General features: G+C 61.4%; 22 protein-coding genes and 1 other annotated feature (1 of these 23 running past the window's edge). Of the genes, 17 read left to right on the forward strand and 5 right to left on the reverse strand.

The features are described from left to right. Window positions 1–7: a binding site (T-box leader), on the forward strand (it extends 256 nt beyond the left edge of the window). 112 nt (window positions 8–119) lie between these two features. The 6 genes from LKD23_RS03130 (at window position 120) to LKD23_RS03155 (ending at window position 6,205) form a co-directional block, all read left to right on the forward strand. Continuing rightward, window positions 120–1,040, forward strand: a complete 921-nt coding sequence (locus LKD23_RS03130; protein WP_227620321.1) for a MetQ/NlpA family ABC transporter substrate-binding protein — start codon at window positions 120–122, stop codon at window positions 1,038–1,040. 21 nt (window positions 1,041–1,061) lie between these two features. Next, on the forward strand, window positions 1,062–2,075 hold the full coding sequence (locus LKD23_RS03135) for a methionine ABC transporter ATP-binding protein (protein WP_227620322.1): 1,014 nt from the start codon (window positions 1,062–1,064) through the stop codon (window positions 2,073–2,075). Next, on the forward strand, window positions 2,072–2,728 hold the full coding sequence (locus LKD23_RS03140) for a methionine ABC transporter permease (protein WP_227620323.1): 657 nt from the start codon (window positions 2,072–2,074) through the stop codon (window positions 2,726–2,728). Before LKD23_RS03135 ends, LKD23_RS03140 begins: the two co-directional genes overlap by 4 nt. Window positions 2,729–2,869: 141 nt before the next feature. After that, window positions 2,870–4,144 (forward strand): O-acetylhomoserine aminocarboxypropyltransferase/cysteine synthase family protein, encoded by a 1,275-nt coding sequence (locus LKD23_RS03145; RefSeq protein WP_227620324.1) that lies wholly within the window; start codon window positions 2,870–2,872, stop codon window positions 4,142–4,144. 12 nt (window positions 4,145–4,156) lie between these two features. Next, window positions 4,157–5,095: a homoserine O-acetyltransferase MetA gene (gene metA / locus LKD23_RS03150; RefSeq protein ID WP_227620325.1), complete on the forward strand. Its 939-nt coding sequence runs from the start codon at window positions 4,157–4,159 to the stop codon at window positions 5,093–5,095. Between the two features lie 57 nt (window positions 5,096–5,152). Further along, the gene (locus tag LKD23_RS03155) at window positions 5,153–6,205 is read left to right on the forward strand and encodes a DmpA family aminopeptidase (RefSeq protein WP_227620326.1); all 1,053 of its coding nucleotides are present in this window, start codon (window positions 5,153–5,155) and stop codon (window positions 6,203–6,205) included. A gap of 417 nt (window positions 6,206–6,622) precedes the next feature. On the opposite strand, the gene LKD23_RS03160 is transcribed toward LKD23_RS03155, so the two are convergent. From LKD23_RS03160 to LKD23_RS03170, 3 genes are all read right to left on the reverse strand, one after another. Beyond that, complete coding sequence (locus LKD23_RS03160; RefSeq protein ID WP_227620327.1) at window positions 6,623–7,201, reverse strand: flavin reductase family protein; 579 nt, start codon at window positions 7,199–7,201, stop codon at window positions 6,623–6,625. Continuing rightward, the gene (locus LKD23_RS03165; protein WP_227620328.1) at window positions 7,198–8,178 is read right to left on the reverse strand and encodes a glycosyltransferase family 2 protein; all 981 of its coding nucleotides are present in this window, start codon (window positions 8,176–8,178) and stop codon (window positions 7,198–7,200) included. Before LKD23_RS03165 ends, LKD23_RS03160 begins: the two co-directional genes overlap by 4 nt. A 208-nt stretch (window positions 8,179–8,386) precedes the next feature. Beyond that, window positions 8,387–9,067 (reverse strand): Crp/Fnr family transcriptional regulator, encoded by a 681-nt coding sequence (locus tag LKD23_RS03170; protein ID WP_227620329.1) that lies wholly within the window; start codon window positions 9,065–9,067, stop codon window positions 8,387–8,389. 169 nt (window positions 9,068–9,236) lie between these two features. Here LKD23_RS03170 and LKD23_RS03175 point away from each other — a divergent pair, with 169 nt between their 5' ends. Beyond that, window positions 9,237–10,256 carry an ABC transporter substrate-binding protein gene (locus LKD23_RS03175; RefSeq protein WP_227620330.1) on the forward strand — a complete coding sequence of 340 codons (1,020 nt, stop codon included), beginning with the start codon at window positions 9,237–9,239 and terminating at the stop codon, window positions 10,254–10,256. A gap of 48 nt (window positions 10,257–10,304) precedes the next feature. Here LKD23_RS03175 and brnQ read toward each other — a convergent pair whose 3' ends face one another. After that, a complete protein-coding gene (brnQ, locus tag LKD23_RS03180; protein ID WP_227620331.1) occupies window positions 10,305–11,579 on the reverse strand; it encodes a branched-chain amino acid transport system II carrier protein in 1,275 nt (424 codons plus the stop codon). A 172-nt stretch (window positions 11,580–11,751) separates the two neighbouring features. On the opposite strand from brnQ, the gene LKD23_RS03185 reads away from it, so the two are divergent. From LKD23_RS03185 to LKD23_RS03195, 3 genes are all read left to right on the forward strand, one after another. Then, window positions 11,752–12,519 carry an ABC transporter permease gene (locus tag LKD23_RS03185; RefSeq protein WP_227620332.1) on the forward strand — a complete coding sequence of 256 codons (768 nt, stop codon included), beginning with the start codon at window positions 11,752–11,754 and terminating at the stop codon, window positions 12,517–12,519. Window positions 12,520–12,521: 2 nt separating this feature from the next. Beyond that, entirely contained in the window at window positions 12,522–13,121 is a 600-nt protein-coding gene (locus LKD23_RS03190) for an ATP-binding cassette domain-containing protein (RefSeq protein WP_227620333.1), read from the forward strand. 447 nt (window positions 13,122–13,568) lie between these two features. Then, the gene (locus LKD23_RS03195; RefSeq protein ID WP_227620334.1) at window positions 13,569–14,258 is read left to right on the forward strand and encodes a DUF6199 family natural product biosynthesis protein; all 690 of its coding nucleotides are present in this window, start codon (window positions 13,569–13,571) and stop codon (window positions 14,256–14,258) included. Between the two features lie 3 nt (window positions 14,259–14,261). Here LKD23_RS03195 and hemW read toward each other — a convergent pair whose 3' ends face one another. Further along, the gene (gene hemW / locus LKD23_RS03200; RefSeq protein ID WP_227620335.1) at window positions 14,262–15,344 is read right to left on the reverse strand and encodes a radical SAM family heme chaperone HemW; all 1,083 of its coding nucleotides are present in this window, start codon (window positions 15,342–15,344) and stop codon (window positions 14,262–14,264) included. Between the two features lie 110 nt (window positions 15,345–15,454). On the opposite strand from hemW, the gene LKD23_RS03205 reads away from it, so the two are divergent. The 7 genes from LKD23_RS03205 (at window position 15,455) to LKD23_RS03235 (ending at window position 21,041) form a co-directional block, all read left to right on the forward strand. Next, a complete protein-coding gene (locus LKD23_RS03205; protein WP_227620336.1) occupies window positions 15,455–16,162 on the forward strand; it encodes a Bax inhibitor-1/YccA family protein in 708 nt (235 codons plus the stop codon). A 5-nt stretch (window positions 16,163–16,167) separates the two neighbouring features. Further along, window positions 16,168–16,398 carry a type II toxin-antitoxin system MqsA family antitoxin gene (locus LKD23_RS03210; RefSeq protein WP_227620337.1) on the forward strand — a complete coding sequence of 77 codons (231 nt, stop codon included), beginning with the start codon at window positions 16,168–16,170 and terminating at the stop codon, window positions 16,396–16,398. A 209-nt stretch (window positions 16,399–16,607) separates the two neighbouring features. Further along, a complete protein-coding gene (locus LKD23_RS03215) occupies window positions 16,608–17,240 on the forward strand; it encodes a hypothetical protein (RefSeq protein WP_227620338.1) in 633 nt (210 codons plus the stop codon). A 196-nt stretch (window positions 17,241–17,436) separates the two neighbouring features. Then, window positions 17,437–18,222, forward strand: coding sequence for a M23 family metallopeptidase (locus tag LKD23_RS03220; protein WP_227620339.1), 786 nt, complete (start codon window positions 17,437–17,439; stop codon window positions 18,220–18,222). Window positions 18,223–18,416: 194 nt separating this feature from the next. Continuing rightward, complete coding sequence (locus LKD23_RS03225) at window positions 18,417–19,706, forward strand: BaiN/RdsA family NAD(P)/FAD-dependent oxidoreductase (RefSeq protein ID WP_227620340.1); 1,290 nt, start codon at window positions 18,417–18,419, stop codon at window positions 19,704–19,706. Window positions 19,707–19,770: 64 nt separating this feature from the next. Next, window positions 19,771–20,436, forward strand: coding sequence for a (d)CMP kinase (gene cmk, locus LKD23_RS03230; RefSeq protein WP_227620341.1), 666 nt, complete (start codon window positions 19,771–19,773; stop codon window positions 20,434–20,436). Next, window positions 20,433–21,041 carry a lysophospholipid acyltransferase family protein gene (locus LKD23_RS03235; protein ID WP_227620342.1) on the forward strand — a complete coding sequence of 203 codons (609 nt, stop codon included), beginning with the start codon at window positions 20,433–20,435 and terminating at the stop codon, window positions 21,039–21,041. Before cmk ends, LKD23_RS03235 begins: the two co-directional genes overlap by 4 nt. Window positions 21,042–21,173: the final 132 nt, after the last annotated feature.

The following is a 21,173-nucleotide window of genomic DNA, read 5'->3' on the forward strand; positions in this document are numbered from 1 at the left end:
CCTTGTGCAGCGCAGAGCTGACAGGGACGGAGGCTTTTTTCGTGCTTCCGGCCAGAGCTGGCGCGGACTGTGCCGCGCCGCTGTACATTTTATCCAAACAATAGAGAGGGAATAAAACTATGATTACTCGTCGTGATTTTCTGAAAGTTACTGGTGTTGCAGCCGCTGCTGCTGCCCTGACCGCCTGCGGCGGCTCTTCCTCCACCGCAAGCTCTGCTGCTTCCGGCGCTGCTTCTTCTGAGGCTGCTTCCGCTGCTGCAAAGCTGGACAAGATCAAGGTCGCTGTCCCCAACGACACCACCAACGAGGCCCGCGCCCTGACCCTGCTGGAGAAGAACGGCTTCTTCAAGCTGAAGGCAGACGCCGGTCTGACCGCCACCAAGAACGACATCGAGGAGAACCCCCTGAATGTCACCGTCGATGAGGTCGAGGCTGCTCAGGTGCCCAACGTCCTGCAGGACGAGGACTACGCGGTCATCAACTCCAACTACGCCATCTCCGCTGGTCTGGACCCCATGACCGATGCTCTGGCCATGGAGGACGGCTCCTCTGCTTACGTCAACGTGCTGGTCTGCAAGGAGGGCAACGAGAACGAGCCGAAGATCAAGGCTCTGGTGGCTGCTCTGCAGAGCCAGCAGGTCAAGGACTTCATGGATGAAAACTACAAGGGCGCTGTCGTCTCCGTCGTCGAGAACCCCACCGACGGCTACGATCCCTCCATCGACTATGACGCACTGAACGGCGAGACCGTCAGCTGCGCCGCTACCCCCGCTCCCCACTGCGAGGTGCTGGAGGTCTGCAAGGACATTCTGGCCGCCAAGGGCATCACGCTGGACATTCAGGAGTACGACGACTATGTGATCCCCAACACCATCGTCGAGGACGGCCAGTGCGACACCAACTACTTCCAGCATCAGCCGTATCTGGACAACTTCAATGAGGAAAAGGGCACCCATCTGGTGACGGTCGCCGGCATCCACGTCGAGCCGATGGGCATCTACGGCGGCAAGCAGGACAGCCTTGCCCCCATCGAGGGTTAAGACCCTACTAAGGAGTAAACTGTGATCGAGATCAAACACCTTTCCAAGACTTTCCAGATGAAGGACGGCGCGGTGAATGCGCTGAAGGACATCGACCTGACCATCCCCGATGGCTCCATCTACGGCATCATCGGTATGTCGGGCGCGGGCAAATCCACGCTGGTGCGCTGCATCAACCTGCTGGAACGCCCCACCGAGGGCAGCGTCGTCATCGACGGCACCGCGATGGAGACTCTGTCTCCCGCCGCCCTGCGGGAGCGCCGCCGGGACATCACCATGATCTTCCAGCAGTTCAACCTGCTGATGCAGCGCAGCTGCCTGAAAAACATCTGCTTCCCGATGGAGCTGGCGGGTGTGAAGAAGGCCGACGCCGAAAAGCGCGCAAAGGAGCTGCTGGAAATGGTGGGCCTGCCCGATAAGGCCAACGCCTACCCCGCCCAGCTCTCCGGCGGCCAGAAGCAGCGCATCGCCATCGCCCGTGCGCTGGCCACCGACCCCAAAGTTCTGCTCTGCGATGAGGCCACCAGTGCGCTGGACCCCAACACGACCCACGCCATCCTGACCCTCATCAAGGACATCAACAAGAAACTGGGCATCACGGTGGTGGTCATCACCCATCAGATGAGCGTCGTGGAAGAGATCTGCGACCGGGTCGCCATTCTGGACGGCGGCGTGGTCGTGGAGCAGGGAGAGGTGCGCGAGATCTTCGCAAATCCCAAGACGGCTGCGGCCAAGCGCCTTGTCGCCCCCAACGGCGGCAGCGCGGCCCGCGACCTCTCGAGCTTTGCGCCCGACGACCACGTCGTGCGTGTGACCTTTAACGGCTCATCCACCGCAAAGCCGCTGGTGGCGAGCCTCGCAGCGGAGAAGGGCATCCTTGTGTCGGTGCTCAGCGCCGACACCCGCGACCTGAGCGGCCAGTGCTATGGCTCGATGCTGCTCAAGCTTCCCCGCGATACCGAACAGGCAAAGCAGGCTGTGTGCTATATGCGCAGCCAGAATGGTGTGACCGTTGAGGAGGTGACCGGAGAATGAGCTTTGCAGATTATGGCTTCGCCATCTGGGAGACGTTCTATGTGACCGTCCTCTCCACGGCATTTTCTCTGGTGCTGGGCCTGCCGCTGGGCGTTCTGCTGGTGGCGGGCGACAAGGATGGCGTGCTGCCCCTGCCGGGCTGGCTGATGCACATCCTGAACATCGTCATCAACATCCTGCGCAGCGTGCCTTTCCTCATCCTGATGATCTGCGTTTTCCCGCTGACCCGCGCCATCGTGGGCACCACCGTCGGCACCAAGGCCACCATCGTTCCGCTGGTGGTCGCAGCCTTCCCCTTTGTGGCCCGCCTCGTGGAGACGAGCCTGCGCGAGCTGGACGAGGGCGTCGTGGAAGCAGCCCAGAGCATGGGCGCGACCCCCTTCCAGATCATCACCAAAGTCATGATCCCGGAGTGCCTGCCCGGCCTCATTTCCAGCATGACCACTGCTCTGACCACCATCCTCGGCTACTCGGCCATGTCCGGCGTCATCGGCGGCGGCGGTCTGGGCAAGATCGCCCTGTCCTACGGCTACTACCGCTATCAGACCAACATCATGATCGTCTGCGTCGTGCTGCTGGTGCTCATGGTGCAGGTGTTCCAGACCGTCGGCACCCTCTGGGCGACCAAGAGCGATAAGCGGCTGAGAAAGTAAGGAACGCCTCTCCCAAAGGGAGCGCCTTTCGCGTGTTTTCCGGCAGGGAACAAAATTTAACGAACCGATTCCCCGCCGGAGGCCTGCCCTCTGGCGGGGAATTGTGCTATACAGACAAACCCAGTAAAGGAGTATGTTGCAATGAACCGTGATACCATCTGCGTGCAGGGCGGCTACACCCCCGGCAACGGCGAACCCCGCCAGATCCCCATCATCCAGTCCACTACCTTCAAGTACGCCACCAGCGAGGACATGGGCAAGCTGTTCGACCTCGAAGCCGACGGCTACTTCTACTCCCGCCTGCAGAATCCCACCTGTGATCTGGTGGCGAAAAAGATCTGCGAGCTGGAGGGCGGCACCGCCGCCATGCTGACGTCCAGCGGTCAGGCCGCAAACTTCTTCGCACTGTTCAACCTCTGCGAGGCAGGCGACCACATCGTGGCGTCCAGCACCATCTACGGCGGCACCTTCAACCTCATCTCCGTCACCATGAAGAAGATGGGCATTACCGCCACTTTTGTGGACCCGCTGTGCAGCGAGGAGGAGCTGGACGCTGCCTTCCAGCCCAACACCAAGGTCGTGTTCGGCGAGACCATCGCAAACCCTGCCCTCACTGTGCTGGACATCGAGAAGTTCGCCAAGGCCGCCCACGCCCACGGCGTACCCCTCATCGTGGACAACACCTTCCCCACGCCGGTCAACTGCCGCCCCTTCGAGTGGGGGGCTGACATCGTGACCCACTCGACCACCAAGTACATGGACGGCCATGGTGCGGTGCTGGGTGGTGCCATCGTGGACGGCGGAAAGTTCGACTGGATGGCCCACGCCGACAAGTTCCCCGGCCTGTGCACCCCCGACGAGAGCTATCACGGCATCACCTACGCCGAGCGCTTTGGCAAGGAGGGGGCATTCATCACCAAGGCCACCGCACAGCTGATGCGGGACTTCGGCTCGATGCAGTCCCCCATGAACGCCTATATGCTGAACCTCGGCCTTGAGAGCCTCCATGTCCGGATGCGGCGCCACTGCGAGAACGGCATGGCCGTCGCAAAGTTCCTCGAGGCCCACCCGAAGGTGGCCTACGTCAACTACTGCGGCCTCGAGAGCAGCCCCTACCATGCACTGGCCCAGAAGTATCTGCCGAGCGGCAGCTGCGGCGTCGTCTCCTTCGGTCTGGCCGGAGGCCGCGAGGCGGCCAGCACCTTCATGAAGGAGCTGAAGCTTGCCGCCATCGAGACCCATGTGGCCGATGCCCGTACCTGCTGCCTCAACCCGGCCTCCAGCACCCATCGCCAGATGAACGACGAGCAGCTGGCCGCTGCCGGTGTGCCTGCCGAGCTGGTGCGGATGAGCTGCGGACTGGAAAGCAGCGAGGACCTCATCGCAGATATTGCACAGGCACTCGATAAAATCTAAGGAGAAATCGCTATGCCCCTGATCATCCCCAAGACTCTTCCCGCCTATGACGCCCTCTACGAGGAAAATGTTTTCGTCATGCACCGGGAACGGGCGCTCTCCCAGCACATCCGCCCACTGGAGATCCTCATCCTGAACCTCATGCCGACGAAAATTGCGACTGAGACGCAGATCGCCCGCCTGCTGGCCAATACGCCTCTTCAGGTGCACATGACCCTGCTGCAGACGGCCAGCCACGCGGCGACCCATGTCTCGGCGGCCCACCTCGAGACGTTCTACAAGACCTTCGACGAGGTGAAGAATAACCGCTACGACGGCATGATCATCACCGGCGCACCGGTGGAGAAGATCGACTTCGAGCAGGTGGACTACTGGCCGGAGCTGTGCGAGATCATGGACTTCAGCGAGACGAATGTCTACTCCACCCTCCACGTCTGCTGGGGTGCGCAGGCGGGGCTTTATTACCACTACGGCATCCGCAAGCAGCTGCTGAACGAGAAGATGTTCGGCGTCTTCGAGCACAGGGTCACACGCCCCTCGAACCCGCTGGTGCGGGGCTTCGACGAGGTGTTCTACGCCCCCCACAGCCGCCACACCGGCATCTCCCGCGAGGATGTGCTGAACTGCAAGGCCCTGCGCATCCTCGCCGAGAGCGACGAGGCAGGCCCCTTCCTGATGAGCACCGAGAATGGCCGGCAGATCTTCGTCACCGGACATCCGGAGTACGACAAGTACACCCTCGACGCCGAGTACAAGCGGGATGTGGCCAAGGGCCTGCCCATCGCTGTGCCGAAGAACTACTACCCGGAGGACGACCCCGCCCAGCCGCCCCTCTTCCGCTGGCGCGCTCACGCACATCTGCTGTATGAGAACTGGCTGAACTACTACGTCTACCAGAATACGCCCTACGATCTGGGAGCCATCAAGCGGGTGGAGCACGGGGAAGAATAAACAAAGAACGCCCTCTCCGCACGAAACGAGGAGGGCATTTTTGTAAGGAGAATTTGTATGGGAATCGAATCAGAATGGAAGAACCGGGGCATCCGGGTGGGCAAGCTGCCCTGCGGCCCGCTGGACAAGATCAGTGACGTGCCGGGCGTCACGGTAGGCCACTGCACGCTGTCGGACGGCGAGGTCCAGACCGGCGTCACCGCCCTGCTGCCCCATCCGGGGGATATTTTCCACGATAAGGTGATGGCGGCCAGCCACGTCATCAACGGTTTCGGCAAGACCACCGGCCTTGTCCAGATCGAGGAGCTGGGCACGCTGGAGACGCCCATCCTCTTCACCAACACCCTCAGCGTGGGCACGGTGGAGACGGCGCTGGTGAAGTATATGCTGGACCGGAACCCCGACATCTGCGAGACCACCGGCAGCGTCAACCCGGTGGTCTGCGAGTGCAACGACAGCGGCCTGAACGACATCCGGGGCCTCCATGTCACCGAGGAAAATGTGTGGGCCGCGCTGGCCGACTGCCGCGCCGACTTCGCCGAGGGCGCGGTGGGCGCAGGCCGGGGGATGCGCTGCCATGGTCTGAAGGGCGGCATCGGCTCGGCCTCCCGTGTGGTGGAGCTGGACGGGAAGCCCTACACCATCGGCGCGCTGGTGCTCTCTAACCACGCCGTCTTCGACGACCTCGTGGTGGCAGGCACCCCCATCCAGACCCTGCTGGACGCCAGCATCCCGCCCCACGAGGACAAAGGCTCCATCATCACGGTGCTGGCGACGGACATCCCCCTCAGTGAGCGCCAGCTGCGGCGGCTCTGCCACCGGGCGCTGGTGGGCCTGTCCCGCACCGGCTCCTTCTGCGGAAATGGTTCGGGCGAGATCGTCATCGCCTTCACTACTGCGAACCGGGTGCCCCATGACTCGGAAAAGGCCATCCTGCCGATGGGCATGGTCCACGACGATGCCATCAACCCGCTGTTCCGGGCCGTGGCCGAGTGCGTGGAGGAGAGCGTCCTGAGCAGTCTGCTCCACGCGGAGACCGTCACCGGCCATCATGGCCGGACGGTGAAGTGCTTGAGTGATCTGCTGAAATATAGCAATTCAACTTTTTAATGCAGCAGCAACAGCGTTGAATTGCATACCGCAAATATGCTGTTTTCATGTCGCACTAATTTCTTGCCTTGCGATAAAATCGAAGCCGCGGGATGCTCTATGCATCCTGCGGCTTTTGTGATTGCAGATTGTCGAAAACTGTGTTATACTAATTTTGCTGCTTTAGCGGCAAGGCACTGCACATACGGCAGGCGGTTGGCCTACACTTCCCGAAAAGGGGGTGAGGCAATGCGGATTACTTTCCATATTGGTGAGTTTACTATCACCATTATCGTGAAAAAACGCTGAACCGCCACCTCGGCAAAGGCGACGGTTCAATAGAGCTTAAAACCTTAGACTAGAGGCTAACCGCTTGTCGCAGTGCCTTTTCTATTTTTAGTATAGTTTGTTTTACGCGAATTGTCAAGCACGGGGAAGTTATTTCCGCCGTGCTTTTTTCTTCCGGACGCTGTAGCCGAAGGTGCCCAGCTTTTTGCCCAGCGCCAGATATTCGCCGTGGCTGTAGACGATGAGCCTAGCCTTGTCGAGGCAGAGCTTGCCATTCTCGTCCAGCAGGCTTTCGTCCACGTCGCAGGCGGCGACTTCGGCGAGGAAGAGGTCGTGGCTGCCCAGCGGGATGACCTGCGTCACCCGGCATTCCAGATTGACGGGGCTTTCGGCGAGGATGGGGCAGTCCGTCAGCACCGAGCCGGGGGCGGCATGGAGGCCGCAGGCCGCGAATTTATCGAAGTCCCGGCCGCTCCTGACGCCGCACCAGTCCACCGACTTCACCAGTGCCTCGGTGGGCAGGTTGATGGCGAACTGTCCGCTCTCCTTGATGAGATGGTGGCTGTACCGCTCGGGGCGGACGCTGATGGACACCATGCTGGGCTGGGTGCAGATGGTGCCCGTCCAGCCGATGGTGATGAGGTTGGGCTTGTCCAGCCCGCCGCAGGAGACCAGTACCGGCGGCTCCGGGTTCAGCAGGGTGCTGCCCCGCCAGCTCTGTTTGCTCATCCGTGATACTTCCTTTCGTAGGGTGCCCATGTCCGCTCGCTGATGATGTAGCGGGGGCGGGCCTTGGTTTCCATGTAGATCTTGCCGACGTATTCGCCGATGACGCCCAGACAGACCAGCTGGACGCCGCCCATGAAGCAGACGATGCAGATGGTGGAGGCCCAGCCGGCCACGACGCTGCCCCTGACCGCCTGCACGATGGCCCAGAGGACGCCGATGAAGCTGATGAGGCTGACCACGATGCCTGCCCCGGTGATGAGGCGGATGGGCTTGTTCGACAGGCTGGTGATGCCGTCGAAGGCGAGGGCCAGCATCTTGCGCAGCGGGTAGTGGCTCTCACCGGCCAGACGCTCGTGGCGCTCGTAATAGACGGTGTCGCTGGGGTAGCCCACCAGCGGCACCATGCCCCGCAGGAAGATGTTCACCTCGCGGTAGTCGGCGAAGCTTTCCAGCACACGGGTGCTGATGAGGCGGTAGTCGGCATGGTTGAAGACGATGTCGGCCCCCAGCGCGTTCATCACATGGTAGAAGCCCTCGGCGGTGAACCGCTTGAAGAAGGTGTCGGTGTCCCGGCGGCTGCGCACGCCATAGACCACCTCGGCCCCGGCGAGATACTTCCTGACCATCTCGTCCATGGCGTTGATGTCGTCCTGACCGTCGCAGTCGATGGAGATGGTAATGTCACAGCTGCCGCTGTGGAGCGCCTCCATCAGCCCGGCCAGCACGGCGTTCTGGTGGCCGCGGTTGCGGCTCTGGGAGATGCCGATGAAGTGCTCGTCCTCAGCGGCAAACTTCTGGATGAGGGACCATGTGGCGTCGCGGGAGCCGTCGTTGACAAAGAGCACCCGGCTCTTCTCGCTGACAAGGCCCGCTGCGGCAAGGTCGTTGATCTTTTTCAGGAACAGGGGGGCCGTGATGGGCAGCACCTGCTCCTCGTTGTAGCAGGGGATGACGATCCATAGGATAGGTTTGGACATGATGAAGTTCTCCTTTTATATAAAGGCTCTCCCTTTGGGAGAGCTGGCGCGAAGCGCCTGAGAGGGCAAGCCAACTGCGATAGAGCCACCGCACAGCGATAAGCAGGCTCCTTGTCAGAGCGATACTATCGCCGCGCCTGCGCTTTTCCGTCAGCATCCTTGCCCTCTCCGTCACCTTCGGTGACACCTCTCCCAAAGGGAGAGGCTGTTACAGCACCATCCTTCGCAGCGCTTCCGGCTCCAGCAGCTTGAAGCTGCTCCGATAGGTCTCCAGCAGGCCGTCCCGCTGCATGAGGCTCAGCTCCCGGGAGAGGGCGCTGCGGTCGCAGTTGAGGTAATCGGCCAACTGGATGCGGGAGTAGGGGATGGTGAAGGTGAGGCTGTGGTGCACCTCCGCCTCGCTGAGGAGGTAGGCACACACCTTGGCCCGCAGGCTCTTGAGCAGCAGCAGGTCCACTCGGCGGGAGAGGAGGAAGTATTTGTCGCTGATGGTGCGCACGAGATTCTGCAGCACCCGCTGGCGGGCCGGGTCGGCCCCGGGCAGCAGGAGCTTTTCGTAGGGCATCAGCAGCACCTCACAGGGGGCGGAGGCCATTACCGTCACCGGGCTGGAAAGGCTCGAGCCGCCCAGCACATCGCCGAACACGCCGCCCGGCCCCATCTGGCTGATGGGCAGACGCGCCCCGCTGGCGGCAGGGTGATAGGCTTCGATGGTGCCCGAGAGCACCACGCCCACCCGGCGGTTGGTCTGCCCGGCCAGCACGAGGGTCTCGCCCCGGCTGTAGGTGCGCAATACGGCTCCCACGTTGCCCAGCAGGACCCGAAGCGATTCGGCCTCCAGCCCGGCGAACAGAGAGGTGGATTGTAACAGCGGAAGATAGTTTTCCATACCCATTCCGTGAGGTTTTCCCCGGGCCCTCACCGCCCTTCTGCGATTCCGTTGCATACGCAACGGTATTTTTTCTTTTATTATAGTAAACTTGGGGGCGTAAAGCAAATGGTTTTTGCAAATTTTCTGCGGGAAAATTTATCCCGATGAAAGTGAGGAACTGTACAAAATGAAAAAACTGACATCTCTGCTGCTGTCGGCGGTGCTGCTGGTGAGCATGCTGGCCTGCGGCGCATCGGCCAAGACCAACACCAAGGTGCGGATCGCCGGCCTGAAAGGCCCCACCACCATGGGCCTCGTCAACCTGCTGAGCATGGAGAAGGAGGGCACTGCCTCCCTCGACTACGACCTGCAGCTCTACGGCGCAGCCGATGAGATCGTGCCCAAGCTCATCAAGGGAGACCTCGATATGGCTGCGATCCCGGCCAACCTCGCCGCCACCCTCTACCAGAAGACGAACGGCGGCATTCAGGTCATGGCAGTGAACACGCTGGGCGTGCTCTACGTCGTGGAGAAGGGCGACACCGTCCACAGCTTCGCCGACCTCAAGGACCGCACCATCCTCTCCACCGGCAAGGGCACGACGCCGGAATACGTCCTGCGCTATCTGCTCCGGAAGAACGGCCTCGACCCCGACAGGGACGTGAAGATCGAGTATTACAGCGAGGCCTCTGAGGTCACGGCCCAGATGGCCGCTGCCAAGAAGGACGCCATCGCCGTTCTGCCTCAGCCTTACGTCACTGCCGCCCAGATGAAGGACAGCAGCCTCCGTGTCGTCCTTGACCTGACCCGCGAGTGGAACAAGGTCTGCGATACCCAGCTCATTACCGGAGTCACCGTGGTGCGCACCGAGTACGCCAAAAAGAACCCGGACGTCATCGCCGCCTTCCTGACCGACTACCAGAAGAGCGTTAAGGCTGCAAATGAGGACATCGACGGAACTGCCGCCCTGTGTGAGCAGGTCGGCGTGGTGGCCAAGGCGGCGATCGCCAAAAAGGCCCTGCCCAAGTGCAATATCGTCTACCGCAACGGCGAGGAAATGAAGAAGGACATCTCCGCCTATCTGCAGGTGCTCTACGATGCCTCGCCCGCTTCTGTGGGCGGCAAGCTGCCGGACGACGGCTTCTACTACACCGAGCCGTCCGTCCTCCGCAAGGTCATGACGGCCATCCGCAACTCTGCAAAGTAAGTTTTGCAACGAAAAACTGCCGCACAGCTGTACGGCAGTTTTTTCACGTTATAAGACGAGGCCAACACCGATGCCGATGAGGGCCGGGAGAAGCCAGCCGAAGCCGAGGCCGCTCAGAGGCAGGGCGTTCATGAACCCGGAGAGAGGGCCGAAGGGCAGGGCGGCGGGGATGCTCTGAAGGGCGGTAAAGAGGACGCCCAGCCGCCAGACCAGAGGGCGCTGGAACCGCTCCGGCAGAAACTCCACCACGATGAGGATGATGGCGATGGGGTAGATGGCGTTCAGCACCGGGACGGAGAGACTCAGGATGTCCGCGAGGCCGATGTTGGCCAGAAGCATACTCATCAGTGCGAAGAAGGCCGCGATGGCAGGGTAGGACAGCCGGGGCAGCAGCTCATGGAAGTATTCGCCCACGCTGGCGATGAGTCCTACGCAGGTGTTGAAGCAGGCGATGACGAAGATGGCGGCTAACAGAACCTGTCCCACCCGGCCGAACAGGCCGTCGGCCAGCGCCGTCAGGACGGCCGCGCCGGTGTCACAGCCGGGGAACGCTGCCCCCGAGATGCCGCCAATGTGGGTCAGCATGGCGTAGACCACCAGCAGCATCCCGCCTGCGACGAGTCCGGCCCGGATGGTGCCCCGCCGCACGGCGGCTTCTTCCGTGATGCCGACGGCCTGTATATTCAGGGCGATGACAGCCCCGAAGTTGAGCGCCGCCAGCGCGTCCATGGTCTGGTAGCCGTCCAATATTCCCTGCGCGGCGGGGAGGGCGGCGTAAGCCGCGGTGGGCACGCCATAACCGGAGGCAGCAGGGCGGAGGAGACAGCCCGCGAACAGCACCACGATGAGCACCAGCAGGGTGGGGCAGAGGATGCGGCCCAGCCGCTGGGTCAGCTTTTCGGGTCGGAGGGCCACGAAGTACGCTGCCGTGAAGAATACAAGGGAGTAGAGGAACTGCCCCAGCGTGCTCCGCCCCACCAGCGGGGTCAGCATCTCAAAGGAGGTGCTGGCCGTGCGGGGGATGGCGAGGCAGGGGCCGATGGACAGGTAGACCAGCACAGCGAACACCTGCGCAAAGCGGGGATGCACCCGCCCGGCCAGCACGGGCAGACCGCCTGCCCGCGCCACCGCCGCTACGCCCGCGATGGGCAGGCCGATGGCGCTGACGGCAAAGCCTGCGAAGGCAGACCAGAGCGCCGTCCCGGCCTGTGCGCCGAGGAAGGGCGGAAAGATGAGGTTGCCCGCCCCGAAGAACATCGAGAACAGGGTAAACCCCACCAGAAAGAGCTTTTTGCCCCGAAGGGCCTGCGTGGATTCGTGCATGGTCATCTCTCCCAGTCGTGCGCAGGAGCGCGTAAAATATGAAACACGGATTGCTTTATTACAGTGTAGAGTCTTATCCCCTTCATGTCAAGAGAAGAAAAGATGAAGGATTGTATTCTTTCACATGATGTGATATTCTGAAAGCGAAAAAAGAAGAGGAGCAGAGAAACAGATGGAAAAAACAAAAAAGCGCCGCCTTCAGCTCTTGGCGGCGTCGGTCTTCTGGCTGGGCGTCTGGCAGGCGGCAGCAATGGCCATCGGGCAGGAGGTCTTTCTGGTCTCGCCGGTGCAGGCGCTGGGGACGCTGGTGCAGCTTCTGCCGCAGGCGGAGTTCTGGCAGCGGGTGGCGTTCAGCGCCGGGCGCATCCTGTTGGGCTTCGGGCTGGGTGCACTGTCCAGTACCGTGCTGGCGGTGGCGGCGGAAAAATGGGAGTGGGTGGACGCCCTTCTCGCCCCGGTGATGCAGCTGGTCAAGGCCACCCCGGTGGCCAGCTTCATCATTCTGGCGCTGGTGTGGGTCAGCGGCTCGTCCCTGTCGGTCCTCATCAGCTTCCTGATGGTGCTGCCCGTCCTCTACGGCGCGGTGCGCACCGGCATCGGGAGCGCCGACCGCCGGCTTCTCGAGATGGCGCAGGTGTTCCGCCTGCCGCTGGGGCGGCGTCTGCGGGCTGTCTGGCTCCCGGCGGTGCTGCCTGCGTTCCGGCAGGGGTGCAGTGTGGCGCTGGGCATCTGCTGGAAGAGCGGCGTGGCGGCGGAGGTCATCGGCCTGCCCGACGGCAGCATCGGCGACGCCCTCTATCGGGCAAAGATCACCCTCTCTACCGGGGAGCTGTTCGCATGGACCTTCGTCATCATCCTGTTGAGCGCGGTATTTGAAAAGCTCTTCCTCGCCCTGCTGGACAGGGCGGTGACGGCAGTTCTGGGCGAAGAGGGGGCATAAAAATGGGAGAATATCATAACAAACTGGAAATAAAGGACCTGACAAAACGATTCGGAGAGAAAACGCTCTTCGAAGGTCTGTCCCTGACGGTGGACGGCCCGGCGGTGCTCTGGGCACCCAGCGGCTGGGGCAAGACGACCCTGCTGCGCATCCTGATGGGGCTGGAAGTGCCCACGTCCGGCAGCGTGGAGGGGGTGGGCCGGGTCGGCGTGGTCTTTCAGGAGGACCGGCTCTGCCCCCAGCTCACCCCAGAGGAAAATGTGGCGCTGGTGCTCCCGGTGGAGCAGTACAAGGCAAAAACGCAATACAAAGAGCAGATAAGGAGAGACCTTATACAGCTTGGACTCGATGATGAGGCCCTCGCCCTGCCGGCCCGGAAGCTCTCCGGCGGCCAGAAGCGGCGCACCGCCCTCCTGCGCGCCCTCTGGGCCGAGAGCGACACCCTTCTGCTGGACGAGCCGTTCACCGGGATGGACCCCGCCGCCATGAAAAAGGCCGCAGCCATGCTCAAAGCACGCTGCGGCGCAAAGCCCGCCCTGCTGGCGACCCATGACCAAGCGGCCATCCGGGAGCTGGGGTGGAGGGTCATTGAATTGGGGTAGGGCGATTGTAATTTGAAAGAATTTATGCTATGCTAGGAATGCAGTCTCCGGACTGCAAAGGTGTTGCCTCAAACGCAGGCGGCGAACGCTTCTTACCGATGCGCTCTTGTTTAACTTTCGAGTGAACAGGCATCGGGAGAGCGGCTTTTTTGGCGCATACTCCCGATGTTCAGGCAGAAGGAGGGATGGCGCATGACTCTGTCCGAGGTTTTGCTGCTGTTGACGCTCGTCTTCAGCGTAGCCTATGGTGTCTTCGACATTACATGGAAAATCAGCCATGACGACAAAGATCATAAAAACAAAAAAGACTGACCGCCACCTACTTCCCCAAGTATGCCGGTCAATCTTTTTTGCTCGCGTATGGTAAGGAGCTAGCCGTTTTTGGGGCAGCACCTTTTGTATTTCTAGTATATGCGTTTTAACGTGGATTGTCAAGGAGGAAGCTGTATGAAAGGATCGATCTTCCACAAAATGCAGACGAGCACCTGCTGGATCGTCTGTCTCGTACTGCTTGGCGTCTACCTCTTCGCCGCTCTCCGCCCGGGGGTCTGGCTGCGGGACGCCTTTTTGTACCGGCAGGCAGACGGCAGCTTTTCGGGCAAGGATGCCTATGCGGCCTACACCCTGCAGCTCTCCGGGACGGAGAGCGAAGCCGAGGCAGCGTTCACGCTGGACGGAGAGACGAGGCATTACCGCATCGAGGCGAAGGACAGCGCAGAGGTAAAGCTCTATCAGGACGGGGCGCTTATCTTTGACGGGAGTGCACTGGGCGACCCCGGGGACGCCATCCTCTGGCGGGAGGACGACGGGGGCTTGGCCGACGAGGTGAAGGTCATCGTCAATGGCGAATACCAGAAAGATGACCTCTGGCCCAGCTGCGGCTGGCTCTATAATGTGGCCGTCGGCGGACGGCGGGAGACCCGGGGCAGCGTGGCTTTCCTGCTGCCGATGGGGGCGCTGGCGCTGCTGCTGTTTCTGGACCTCCGCTTCCCGCTGCTGTTCTGGAATCTCCGCCACGGGCTGGAGGTATCCGGCGGCGAGCCGACCGACTGGTACTACTCGATGCAGCGGGTGGGCCGCATCACCGACATCGTTGGCATTTTTGTGCTGGCGGCCCTGAGCTTTGCCCTCCACTGAGGCTCACAACAGCTCGGCGAGGATGCTGTTCTGTACGATAAGCCCGGCGGGGGTGAGGGCGAGGGTGCGGCCGTCGAAGCTGGCGTAGCCGCTCTTCACACAGTTTTGCACGAAAGCCCGCTGTGCGGTGGAAAGCTCCCTGCCATAGCGTTTTTTGTATTCGTCGAGGTTCAGGCCCTTGCGGAGACGGAGTTGTAAGATGAGATAATCTTCCGCCCCGCAGCCGCCGTCCATGACCGGCGCGGCCTCGTCCCGCAGGAAAGCCTCGGTGTCGGCCGGGTAGTAGAACCGTTTGCCGCCCATGCAGGAGTGGGCGGCGGGGCCGATGCCCAGATAGTCGCCGCAGTCCCAGTAGATGAGGTTGTGCTTTCCCTCATAGCCGGGGCGGGCAAAGTTCGAGATCTCGTACTGCAGATACCCGTGGTGCTCCAGCTGCTCGACGGCGTAGAGGTAGAAGTCCGCCGCCTCGTCGGAGGTGGGCAGACCCTCGGGGGGCGTCCGGCCAAAGGCAGAGTCCGGCTCTATCTTTAAGAGGTAGGCCGAAATGTGTGTCGCGCCGCCCTCCTCGATAAGCTCCAGCGTCTCGTCGAACTCGGCCTGCGTATAATGGGGCAGGGCCAGCATGATGTCGCCGCTGATGTTCTCGAACCCGGCCCGGCGTGCGGCGGCAAAGGCCGCACGGGCCTGCTTTGCGGTGTGGGGGCGGCCCAGCGTCTTGAGCTGGCTGTCCCGGGCCGACTGGACGCCGAAGGAGATGCGGTTGACGCCTGCGGCGCGGAACGCCCGGAGGGACGCCTCCGTCACCGTCTCGGGGTTCGCTTCCAGCGTGATCTCTGCCCCCGGCAGGGGCTGGGCGGCGTCGATGAGGCGGGCAGCGTCGTCGGGGACGAGGAGGCTGGGGGTGCCGCCGCCGAAATAGAGGGTGTCCGGCCGCAGGGGGGCGTCCGGCGCAAAGCGGGAAAGCTCCCGCAGCAGAGCGTCCACATAGGCGCGGGGCACGCCGCGCTGGCCGGGGGCGGAGTAGAAATCGCAGTACCGGCATTTGGAAAAACAGTAGGGAATATGCAGATAAAGTCCGAGGGACATCAAATATCACAGCCTTTTTCATGAATCGTTCATTTCTATGCAGTATACTATATTTTGTAGACCGGGGCAAGGCCGAGGCCGATGCCCTGATTTTGAATGGAGGATTCCCTATGGATTACAACAACTATGACCGCGGCTATGCGGAGCCTTCGATGAGCGCATCGGACTATATGACCCGCACCTACCGCTGGATGGCCGGCGGCCTGCTCGTCACCTTCGCAATGGCCTATATCACGGCGACCACGCCGCTCATTTATCTGGTCGATTCCCTCTACTTCCTGCTCACCATCGCCGAGCTGGCGCTGGTGTTCATGCTCAGCGCCCGGGTGCAGAGGATGTCCATCGACGGGGCGCGGGCTGCATTCTTTGGCTACGCCATCCTCAACGGCATGGTGCTGAGCTACTATTTCCTGCTCTTCTCGGTGGGCACTCTGGTCATGGCCTTCCTCGCCACGGCGGTCTATTTCGGCCTTATGGCCGTGTACGGCACCACCACCCATAAGGACCTCACCGGCTGGGGTCCCCGCCTGATGATGGCTCTGATGGCCATGATCGTCACCAGCCTCGTGGGCGCGCTCTTCGGCTTTGGCTTCGGTGCCTCGGTGCTCTACTGCGGCATCGGTCTGGTGGTGTTCATGCTGCTCACCGCCTACGACACCCAGAAGCTGCGCCAGATCTACGCCTACTACGCAGGCGACGCCGAGATGGCCGAGAAGGCTTCCATCTACGGCGCACTGACCCTCTATCTGGACTTCATCAACATCTTCCTGTATGTCGTCCGTCTGCTGGGCATGAACAGCCGCAGCCGCAACAACTGATGAACATGACCTGCTTTTTCTGCAAGGGCGAGATGAAGCCCGACACGACTATCCACACCGTACAGCTAAAGAACTGTGTCGTTGTCATCAAAAATGTTCCCTGTATGAAGTGTGAACAGTGCGGTGAGGTCATTCTGTCGGCAGATACGATAGAAAAGATAGAGCGTATTTTGCAGACCGTCGAAAAGGCTGTGGCAGAGATCACGGTCGTAAACTTCCCGGATTGTGCTGCATAAAAAATAAGGGCGCCGCCGTGCAGAGCGTTTGCACGGCGGCTCTTTTTGTCAGAATGCCTGCTTTAGATCATGATAACTGTGCGATTTGCCAAAAATCGAGGAAAAGGTTGACAGGATGCCGGGGGGGGGTAAAATTTGTGTGGTGATGCGGCGGACGATGTTTGCGGCAGCATCACACAAAGCTTATTTTTATTGAGGAGGGTTTTCGAATGAAACTGTTCAAAAAGGTTCTCGCCGCTGCCCTCGCGGGCGTGCTGGCGCTGTCCGTCCTGACGGGCTGCAACAACAGTGCTGCTACCGTGACGATGGTCGACGCACTGAATGACTGGGCGAAGATCTATGGTGTGGATACTACCTTCGAAAAGGGCGATGAAAAATTGCAGGCTCAGGTAGAGGCACTGGTGAAGATCGTGGATGAGGCCGGCAAGAAGATCGATTTTAAAGACGCCAAGGACTTCGATGATGTGCGCAGAAAAGTTATGGAAAATGACGCTGCATGGCTGAAGCTGAAGGATTGGGCAAAGCAGTTTACTAAAGCAAACATTGGTGATGGTTCGCCGCTGTATGGGTATGGCTTTGCCGATATTAGCGCAGCGCTGTCTGCAAGCAACAGTAAGAACATTTACTATGCAGATCAGCTGATAACTTCCGAAACTCCCATCAATCCTCCTGACACAGAGTGGGTTGGTCAGAGGGTGCCTAATTGGATTGCGGGTGACAAAAGTTATGTTGCCATTGCGACCGGCGAGGTTGGCGGTAAGAAGTACATGGTCGTCCTCTTCCAGACCACTGCTGAAAAGAATCCGGATTATAAGCCGAATCAGAATCCGGATAAAAATTGATAAGAATGACGGTGGCATTGATGAAGGTGCTTCTGAGGATTGAGCCGCAGCAATGCCCGCCCACTGAATCATGAACTCGTTAGGCCCCGATCCGCCGGGGCCTTTTTGCGTCCTTATGAATAAACCCCGCTCCATCGCTCCAAACTACCACCAAAGAAACGATTCCGTACACAAAGATGGATTGGAGTAACGAACGATGGAGCAATTCAGAAAGTTTTTGCGGGACAAGGCCTTTGCACTGGTGCTCGCCGCCTGCCTGCTGGCGGCGGCAGCGGCCGGAGTGTGGGCCGTGCACACGGTGCGCAAGGAGCTGAAGAAAGATCTGGACGCGGTGCGCAGCCCGTCCAGCACTGCCCCCGGCATCGACGAGGGCATCCGCACATCACCCGGCCTTGCCGGAGAGGAGGAAGCCGAATGGCAGCAGCAGACCGCACCCGCCGCAAACAGCGTGGCCAATGTGCCCGAAGCCCGCAGCTCCTCCGGTGGAGCTGCATCCTCTTCTGGGGCGCAGTCTGGGTCTGGTTCGGTGCGCGAACCCTCCGCGCTGCAAACCGAGTCCTCGCCTGCCAGCAGTTCGGCTGCGCCTGCCTCCACGCAGCCTGTCTCGGGGCGCGTCTTGAACAGCTACAGCGGCGATGAGCTGGTCTACAGCGAGACGCTGGGGGACTGGCGCACCCACAACGGCGTGGATTACGCCGCCGAAAAGGGCGCAGAGGTAGCCGCCCCGGCGGCGGGTAAGGTGGTGGAGACGGGCACCGACGACAAGTGGGGGCCTGTGGTCGCCATCGAGGACGAATCCGGCAGGGTCTGGCGGGTCTGCGGCACGGCAGACGCCAAGGTGAAAAAGGGCGATACCGTCTCGGCCGGGCAGACCATCGGCAAGGTGGGCAGCGTGAGCTGTGAGTGCGCCGAGGAGAGCCACATCCATCTGGAGGTCATGCAGGATGGCCGGTATCTCGACCCTGTGAAGGCCATGAAATAAGCAGAAATTCCCGGGCAGGTGCAGTGGAACGCTGTGCCTGCTTTTTTATCGCGGTCTTCCAAAACAGCGCCGCTGCAACAGGCAGTCCAACCCCGCTGAAAAATGCGGACGGTGATGCATTGCTTTTGGACGTCGATTCTGGTATGATAAACTCGTATCAGTATGAAATGAAGGAAAAGCGGAGGAAACGAAGGATGAAGGTCTTAGTGATAGGCGGCGGTGCGGCCGGCCTGATGGCGGCGGGTGCAGCCCTGCGGCAGGGGCATGAGGTGACGGTGCTGGAACATATGGAAAAGCCGGCCCAGAAGATCCTCGTCACCGGAAAGGGCCGCTGCAACGTCACCAACGACTGCACCGCAGAGGAATTTCTGCACCATGTGCGGACGAACCCCCGCTTTCTGTTCTCGTCGCTGGGGGCGTTCCCGCCCGCCAAGACGATGGAGCTGTTCGAGTCGCTCGGGGTGGAGCTGAAGGTGGAGCGGGGACGCCGGGTGTTCCCGGTGTCGGACAAGGCCGAAGAGATCCGGCAGGCCCTTCTGCGGTACGCCGAGGGGGCGGACATCGTCCGCGACGGGGCGAAAAAGCTGCTGCTGGAGCCGCTGGCTCAGCCGGAGGAAGCGCCCGCCGCGCCGGAAAATCCCCGCCACCCCAAGAAGAAAAAGCCCGGCCCGGCCTGCCGCTGTGTGGGCGTGCGGGGCACCTCGGGCCGGGAGTACAGGGCGGACGCCGTGCTGGTGGCGACGGGCGGCCTGAGCTACCCCACCACCGGTTCCACCGGCGACGGCTACAAGCTGGCCCAGCAGGCGGGCCACACCCTCGTGGAGCCTGTGCCCAGCCTCGTCAGCCTTGTCAGCCACGACGCCGACTGCAAAAAGATGATGGGCCTCGCCCTCAAGAACGTGACGCTCACCCTCCACGAGGACGGCAAGGCCATCTTCGAGGAGCAGGGCGAGATGCTGTTCACCCATTTCGGTATCAGCGGGCCGCTGACCCTCAGCGCCTCGAGCCATCTGGGCGATATGAAAAAACACAGGTACGAGGCGTTTATCGACCTGAAGCCCGCCCTCAGCGAGGAGCAGCTTTATGACCGCATCACCCGGGATTTTGCCCTGCTGGCAAACCACGCGGCGCAGGGCGCACTGGTGAAGCTGCTGCCGTCCAGTATGCAGCCGGTCATGGTGGCCCGCTGGGGCATCGACCCGGCCACCAAGGCCAACCAGATCACCCGCGAGCAGAAGCGGGAGCTGGTGCAGCTGGTGAAGCACTGGCGGGTATCCATCGACGCCCGGGGCGACTTAGCCCATGCCGTCATCACGTCGGGCGGCGTGTCGGTGCGGGAGGTGGACCCCAAGACCATGCAGAGCAAAAAGGCGCTGGGCCTCTACTTCGCAGGCGAGGTGCTGGATGTGGACGCCTACACCGGCGGATATAATTTGCAGATCGCGTTCTGCACGGCGCAGAGCTTTGCGAATAATCTGGGATGACCTCTCGGTCTGCGAAGCCGTGACGGAGAGGCTGAACCGTATTTATATAAAAGGAGATAGAAAAATGGTATCTGTTGCGATCGACGGGCCTGCGGGCGCAGGCAAATCTACACTGGCGCGGCGTCTGGCCGCAGAACTCGGCTACATCTATGTGGACACCGGTGCAATGTTCCGCACCATCGGCCTTTACGCCCTCCGGGCGGGTAAGGACCCGAAGGACAACGAGGCGGTCAATGCCCTGCTGCCCGAGATTTCCCTCAAGTTCGCCTTCATCGGGGGCGAACAGCACATCTACCTGAACGGCGAGGACGTCAGCACGGCCATCCGCACCGAGGAGGTGGGCATGGCGGCATCTGCCGTGGGCGCAAACCCGGAGGTGCGCGCCTTCCTGCTGGGGATGCAGCGGGATATGGCCAAGACGCAGGACGTCCTGATGGATGGCCGCGACATCGGCACTGTGGTGCTGCCCGATGCGACGGTGAAGATCTTCCTTACCGCCAGCCCCGAGGCCCGCGCCACCCGGCGCTGGAAGGAATACCAGCAGAAGGGCGTTGAGGTCTCGTATGAAGAGGTGCTGGCCGACGTCCGGCAGCGGGACTATCAGGACACCCACCGCGCCGCAGCCCCCCTCCGACAGGCCGACGATGCCCAGCTTCTGGACACCTCGGAGATGAACTTCGAGCAGAGTCTGGAGGCCATGAAAAAGATGATCGTGGAGAAGGTCGGATGATACTATATTATATTATTGTGCCGCTGGCATGGCTGGTGTTCAACATCGGTTTCCGCGTCCGGTGTGAGGGCCGGGAAAATCTGAAGAAGGTCGGCACGAAGGGCTGCATCATCGCGCCCAACCACATCTCTGCCATCGACCCGGTCTTCATCGTCATCACCCGGTTCTGGGGGCAGCGGATGATGGTGTTCGCCAAGAAAGAGCTGTTTGAGATAAACCCGTTCCTGTCGTGGTTCTTCCGGTGTGCGGGCGCGGTCTGCGTCCGAGGCACGAAGGAAGAGGTCGGTGCCATCGACGACACGGTGAAAAAGTGCAAAGAGGGCGGCACCCTGCTGATCTTCCCGGAGGGCACGCGGGAGAAGGAAAATGCATTCCTCCCCCTCAAGAGCGGCCTCTTCGTCGTCGCAGCTGCCGCCGGTGTGGACGTCGTGCCCTGCCGCATCCATTACGACACGCCCGACGGCAGGATGAAGCCGTTCTGCCGGGTGCGGGTGGTCTACGGCGAGCCGATGCCCGCCGCCCGGTTTTCGATGGAGGGCCGCCGCGACCTCAGAAAGCTGCGGGAGAATAAGCAGGCCGTCTTGGAGGCGTGGGAGAAGCTGTAAAGGCGGCTTGCCCTCTCCGTCACGGCTTCGCCGTGCCACCTCTCCCAAAGGGAGAGGCTTGGCTTTCCCGCTACGCTTGAAGGCTCTCCCTTTGGGAGAGCTGTCGAGCAAAGCGAGACTGAGAGGGCAAGG

The sequence above is a fragment of the Faecalibacterium butyricigenerans genome, from assembly GCF_020687345.1.
In the GTDB taxonomy this organism is placed as follows: Bacteria; Bacillota; Clostridia; order Oscillospirales; family Ruminococcaceae; genus Faecalibacterium; species Faecalibacterium butyricigenerans.

Excerpts from the sequence above, each read along its gene's own strand:
- LKD23_RS03130 (WP_227620321.1), top strand. The coding sequence starts at position 120 with ATGATTACTCGTCGTGATTTTCTGAAAGTTACTGGTGTTGCAGCCGCT.
- LKD23_RS03140 (WP_227620323.1), top strand. The coding sequence starts at position 2,072 with ATGAGCTTTGCAGATTATGGCTTCGCCATCTGGGAGACGTTCTATGTG.
- LKD23_RS03145 (WP_227620324.1), top strand. The coding sequence starts at position 2,870 with ATGAACCGTGATACCATCTGCGTGCAGGGCGGCTACACCCCCGGCAAC.
- metA (WP_227620325.1), top strand. The coding sequence starts at position 4,157 with ATGCCCCTGATCATCCCCAAGACTCTTCCCGCCTATGACGCCCTCTAC.
- LKD23_RS03155 (WP_227620326.1), top strand. The coding sequence starts at position 5,153 with ATGGGAATCGAATCAGAATGGAAGAACCGGGGCATCCGGGTGGGCAAG.
- LKD23_RS03160 (WP_227620327.1), bottom strand. The coding sequence starts at position 7,201 with ATGAGCAAACAGAGCTGGCGGGGCAGCACCCTGCTGAACCCGGAGCCG.
- LKD23_RS03165 (WP_227620328.1), bottom strand. The coding sequence starts at position 8,178 with ATGTCCAAACCTATCCTATGGATCGTCATCCCCTGCTACAACGAGGAG.
- LKD23_RS03170 (WP_227620329.1), bottom strand. The coding sequence starts at position 9,067 with ATGGAAAACTATCTTCCGCTGTTACAATCCACCTCTCTGTTCGCCGGG.
- LKD23_RS03175 (WP_227620330.1), top strand. The coding sequence starts at position 9,237 with ATGAAAAAACTGACATCTCTGCTGCTGTCGGCGGTGCTGCTGGTGAGC.
- brnQ (WP_227620331.1), bottom strand. The coding sequence starts at position 11,579 with ATGCACGAATCCACGCAGGCCCTTCGGGGCAAAAAGCTCTTTCTGGTG.
- LKD23_RS03185 (WP_227620332.1), top strand. The coding sequence starts at position 11,752 with ATGGAAAAAACAAAAAAGCGCCGCCTTCAGCTCTTGGCGGCGTCGGTC.
- LKD23_RS03190 (WP_227620333.1), top strand. The coding sequence starts at position 12,522 with ATGGGAGAATATCATAACAAACTGGAAATAAAGGACCTGACAAAACGA.
- LKD23_RS03195 (WP_227620334.1), top strand. The coding sequence starts at position 13,569 with ATGAAAGGATCGATCTTCCACAAAATGCAGACGAGCACCTGCTGGATC.
- hemW (WP_227620335.1), bottom strand. The coding sequence starts at position 15,344 with ATGTCCCTCGGACTTTATCTGCATATTCCCTACTGTTTTTCCAAATGC.
- LKD23_RS03205 (WP_227620336.1), top strand. The coding sequence starts at position 15,455 with ATGGATTACAACAACTATGACCGCGGCTATGCGGAGCCTTCGATGAGC.
- LKD23_RS03210 (WP_227620337.1), top strand. The coding sequence starts at position 16,168 with ATGACCTGCTTTTTCTGCAAGGGCGAGATGAAGCCCGACACGACTATC.
- LKD23_RS03215 (WP_227620338.1), top strand. The coding sequence starts at position 16,608 with ATGAAACTGTTCAAAAAGGTTCTCGCCGCTGCCCTCGCGGGCGTGCTG.
- LKD23_RS03220 (WP_227620339.1), top strand. The coding sequence starts at position 17,437 with ATGGAGCAATTCAGAAAGTTTTTGCGGGACAAGGCCTTTGCACTGGTG.
- LKD23_RS03225 (WP_227620340.1), top strand. The coding sequence starts at position 18,417 with ATGAAGGTCTTAGTGATAGGCGGCGGTGCGGCCGGCCTGATGGCGGCG.
- cmk (WP_227620341.1), top strand. The coding sequence starts at position 19,771 with ATGGTATCTGTTGCGATCGACGGGCCTGCGGGCGCAGGCAAATCTACA.
- LKD23_RS03235 (WP_227620342.1), top strand. The coding sequence starts at position 20,433 with ATGATACTATATTATATTATTGTGCCGCTGGCATGGCTGGTGTTCAAC.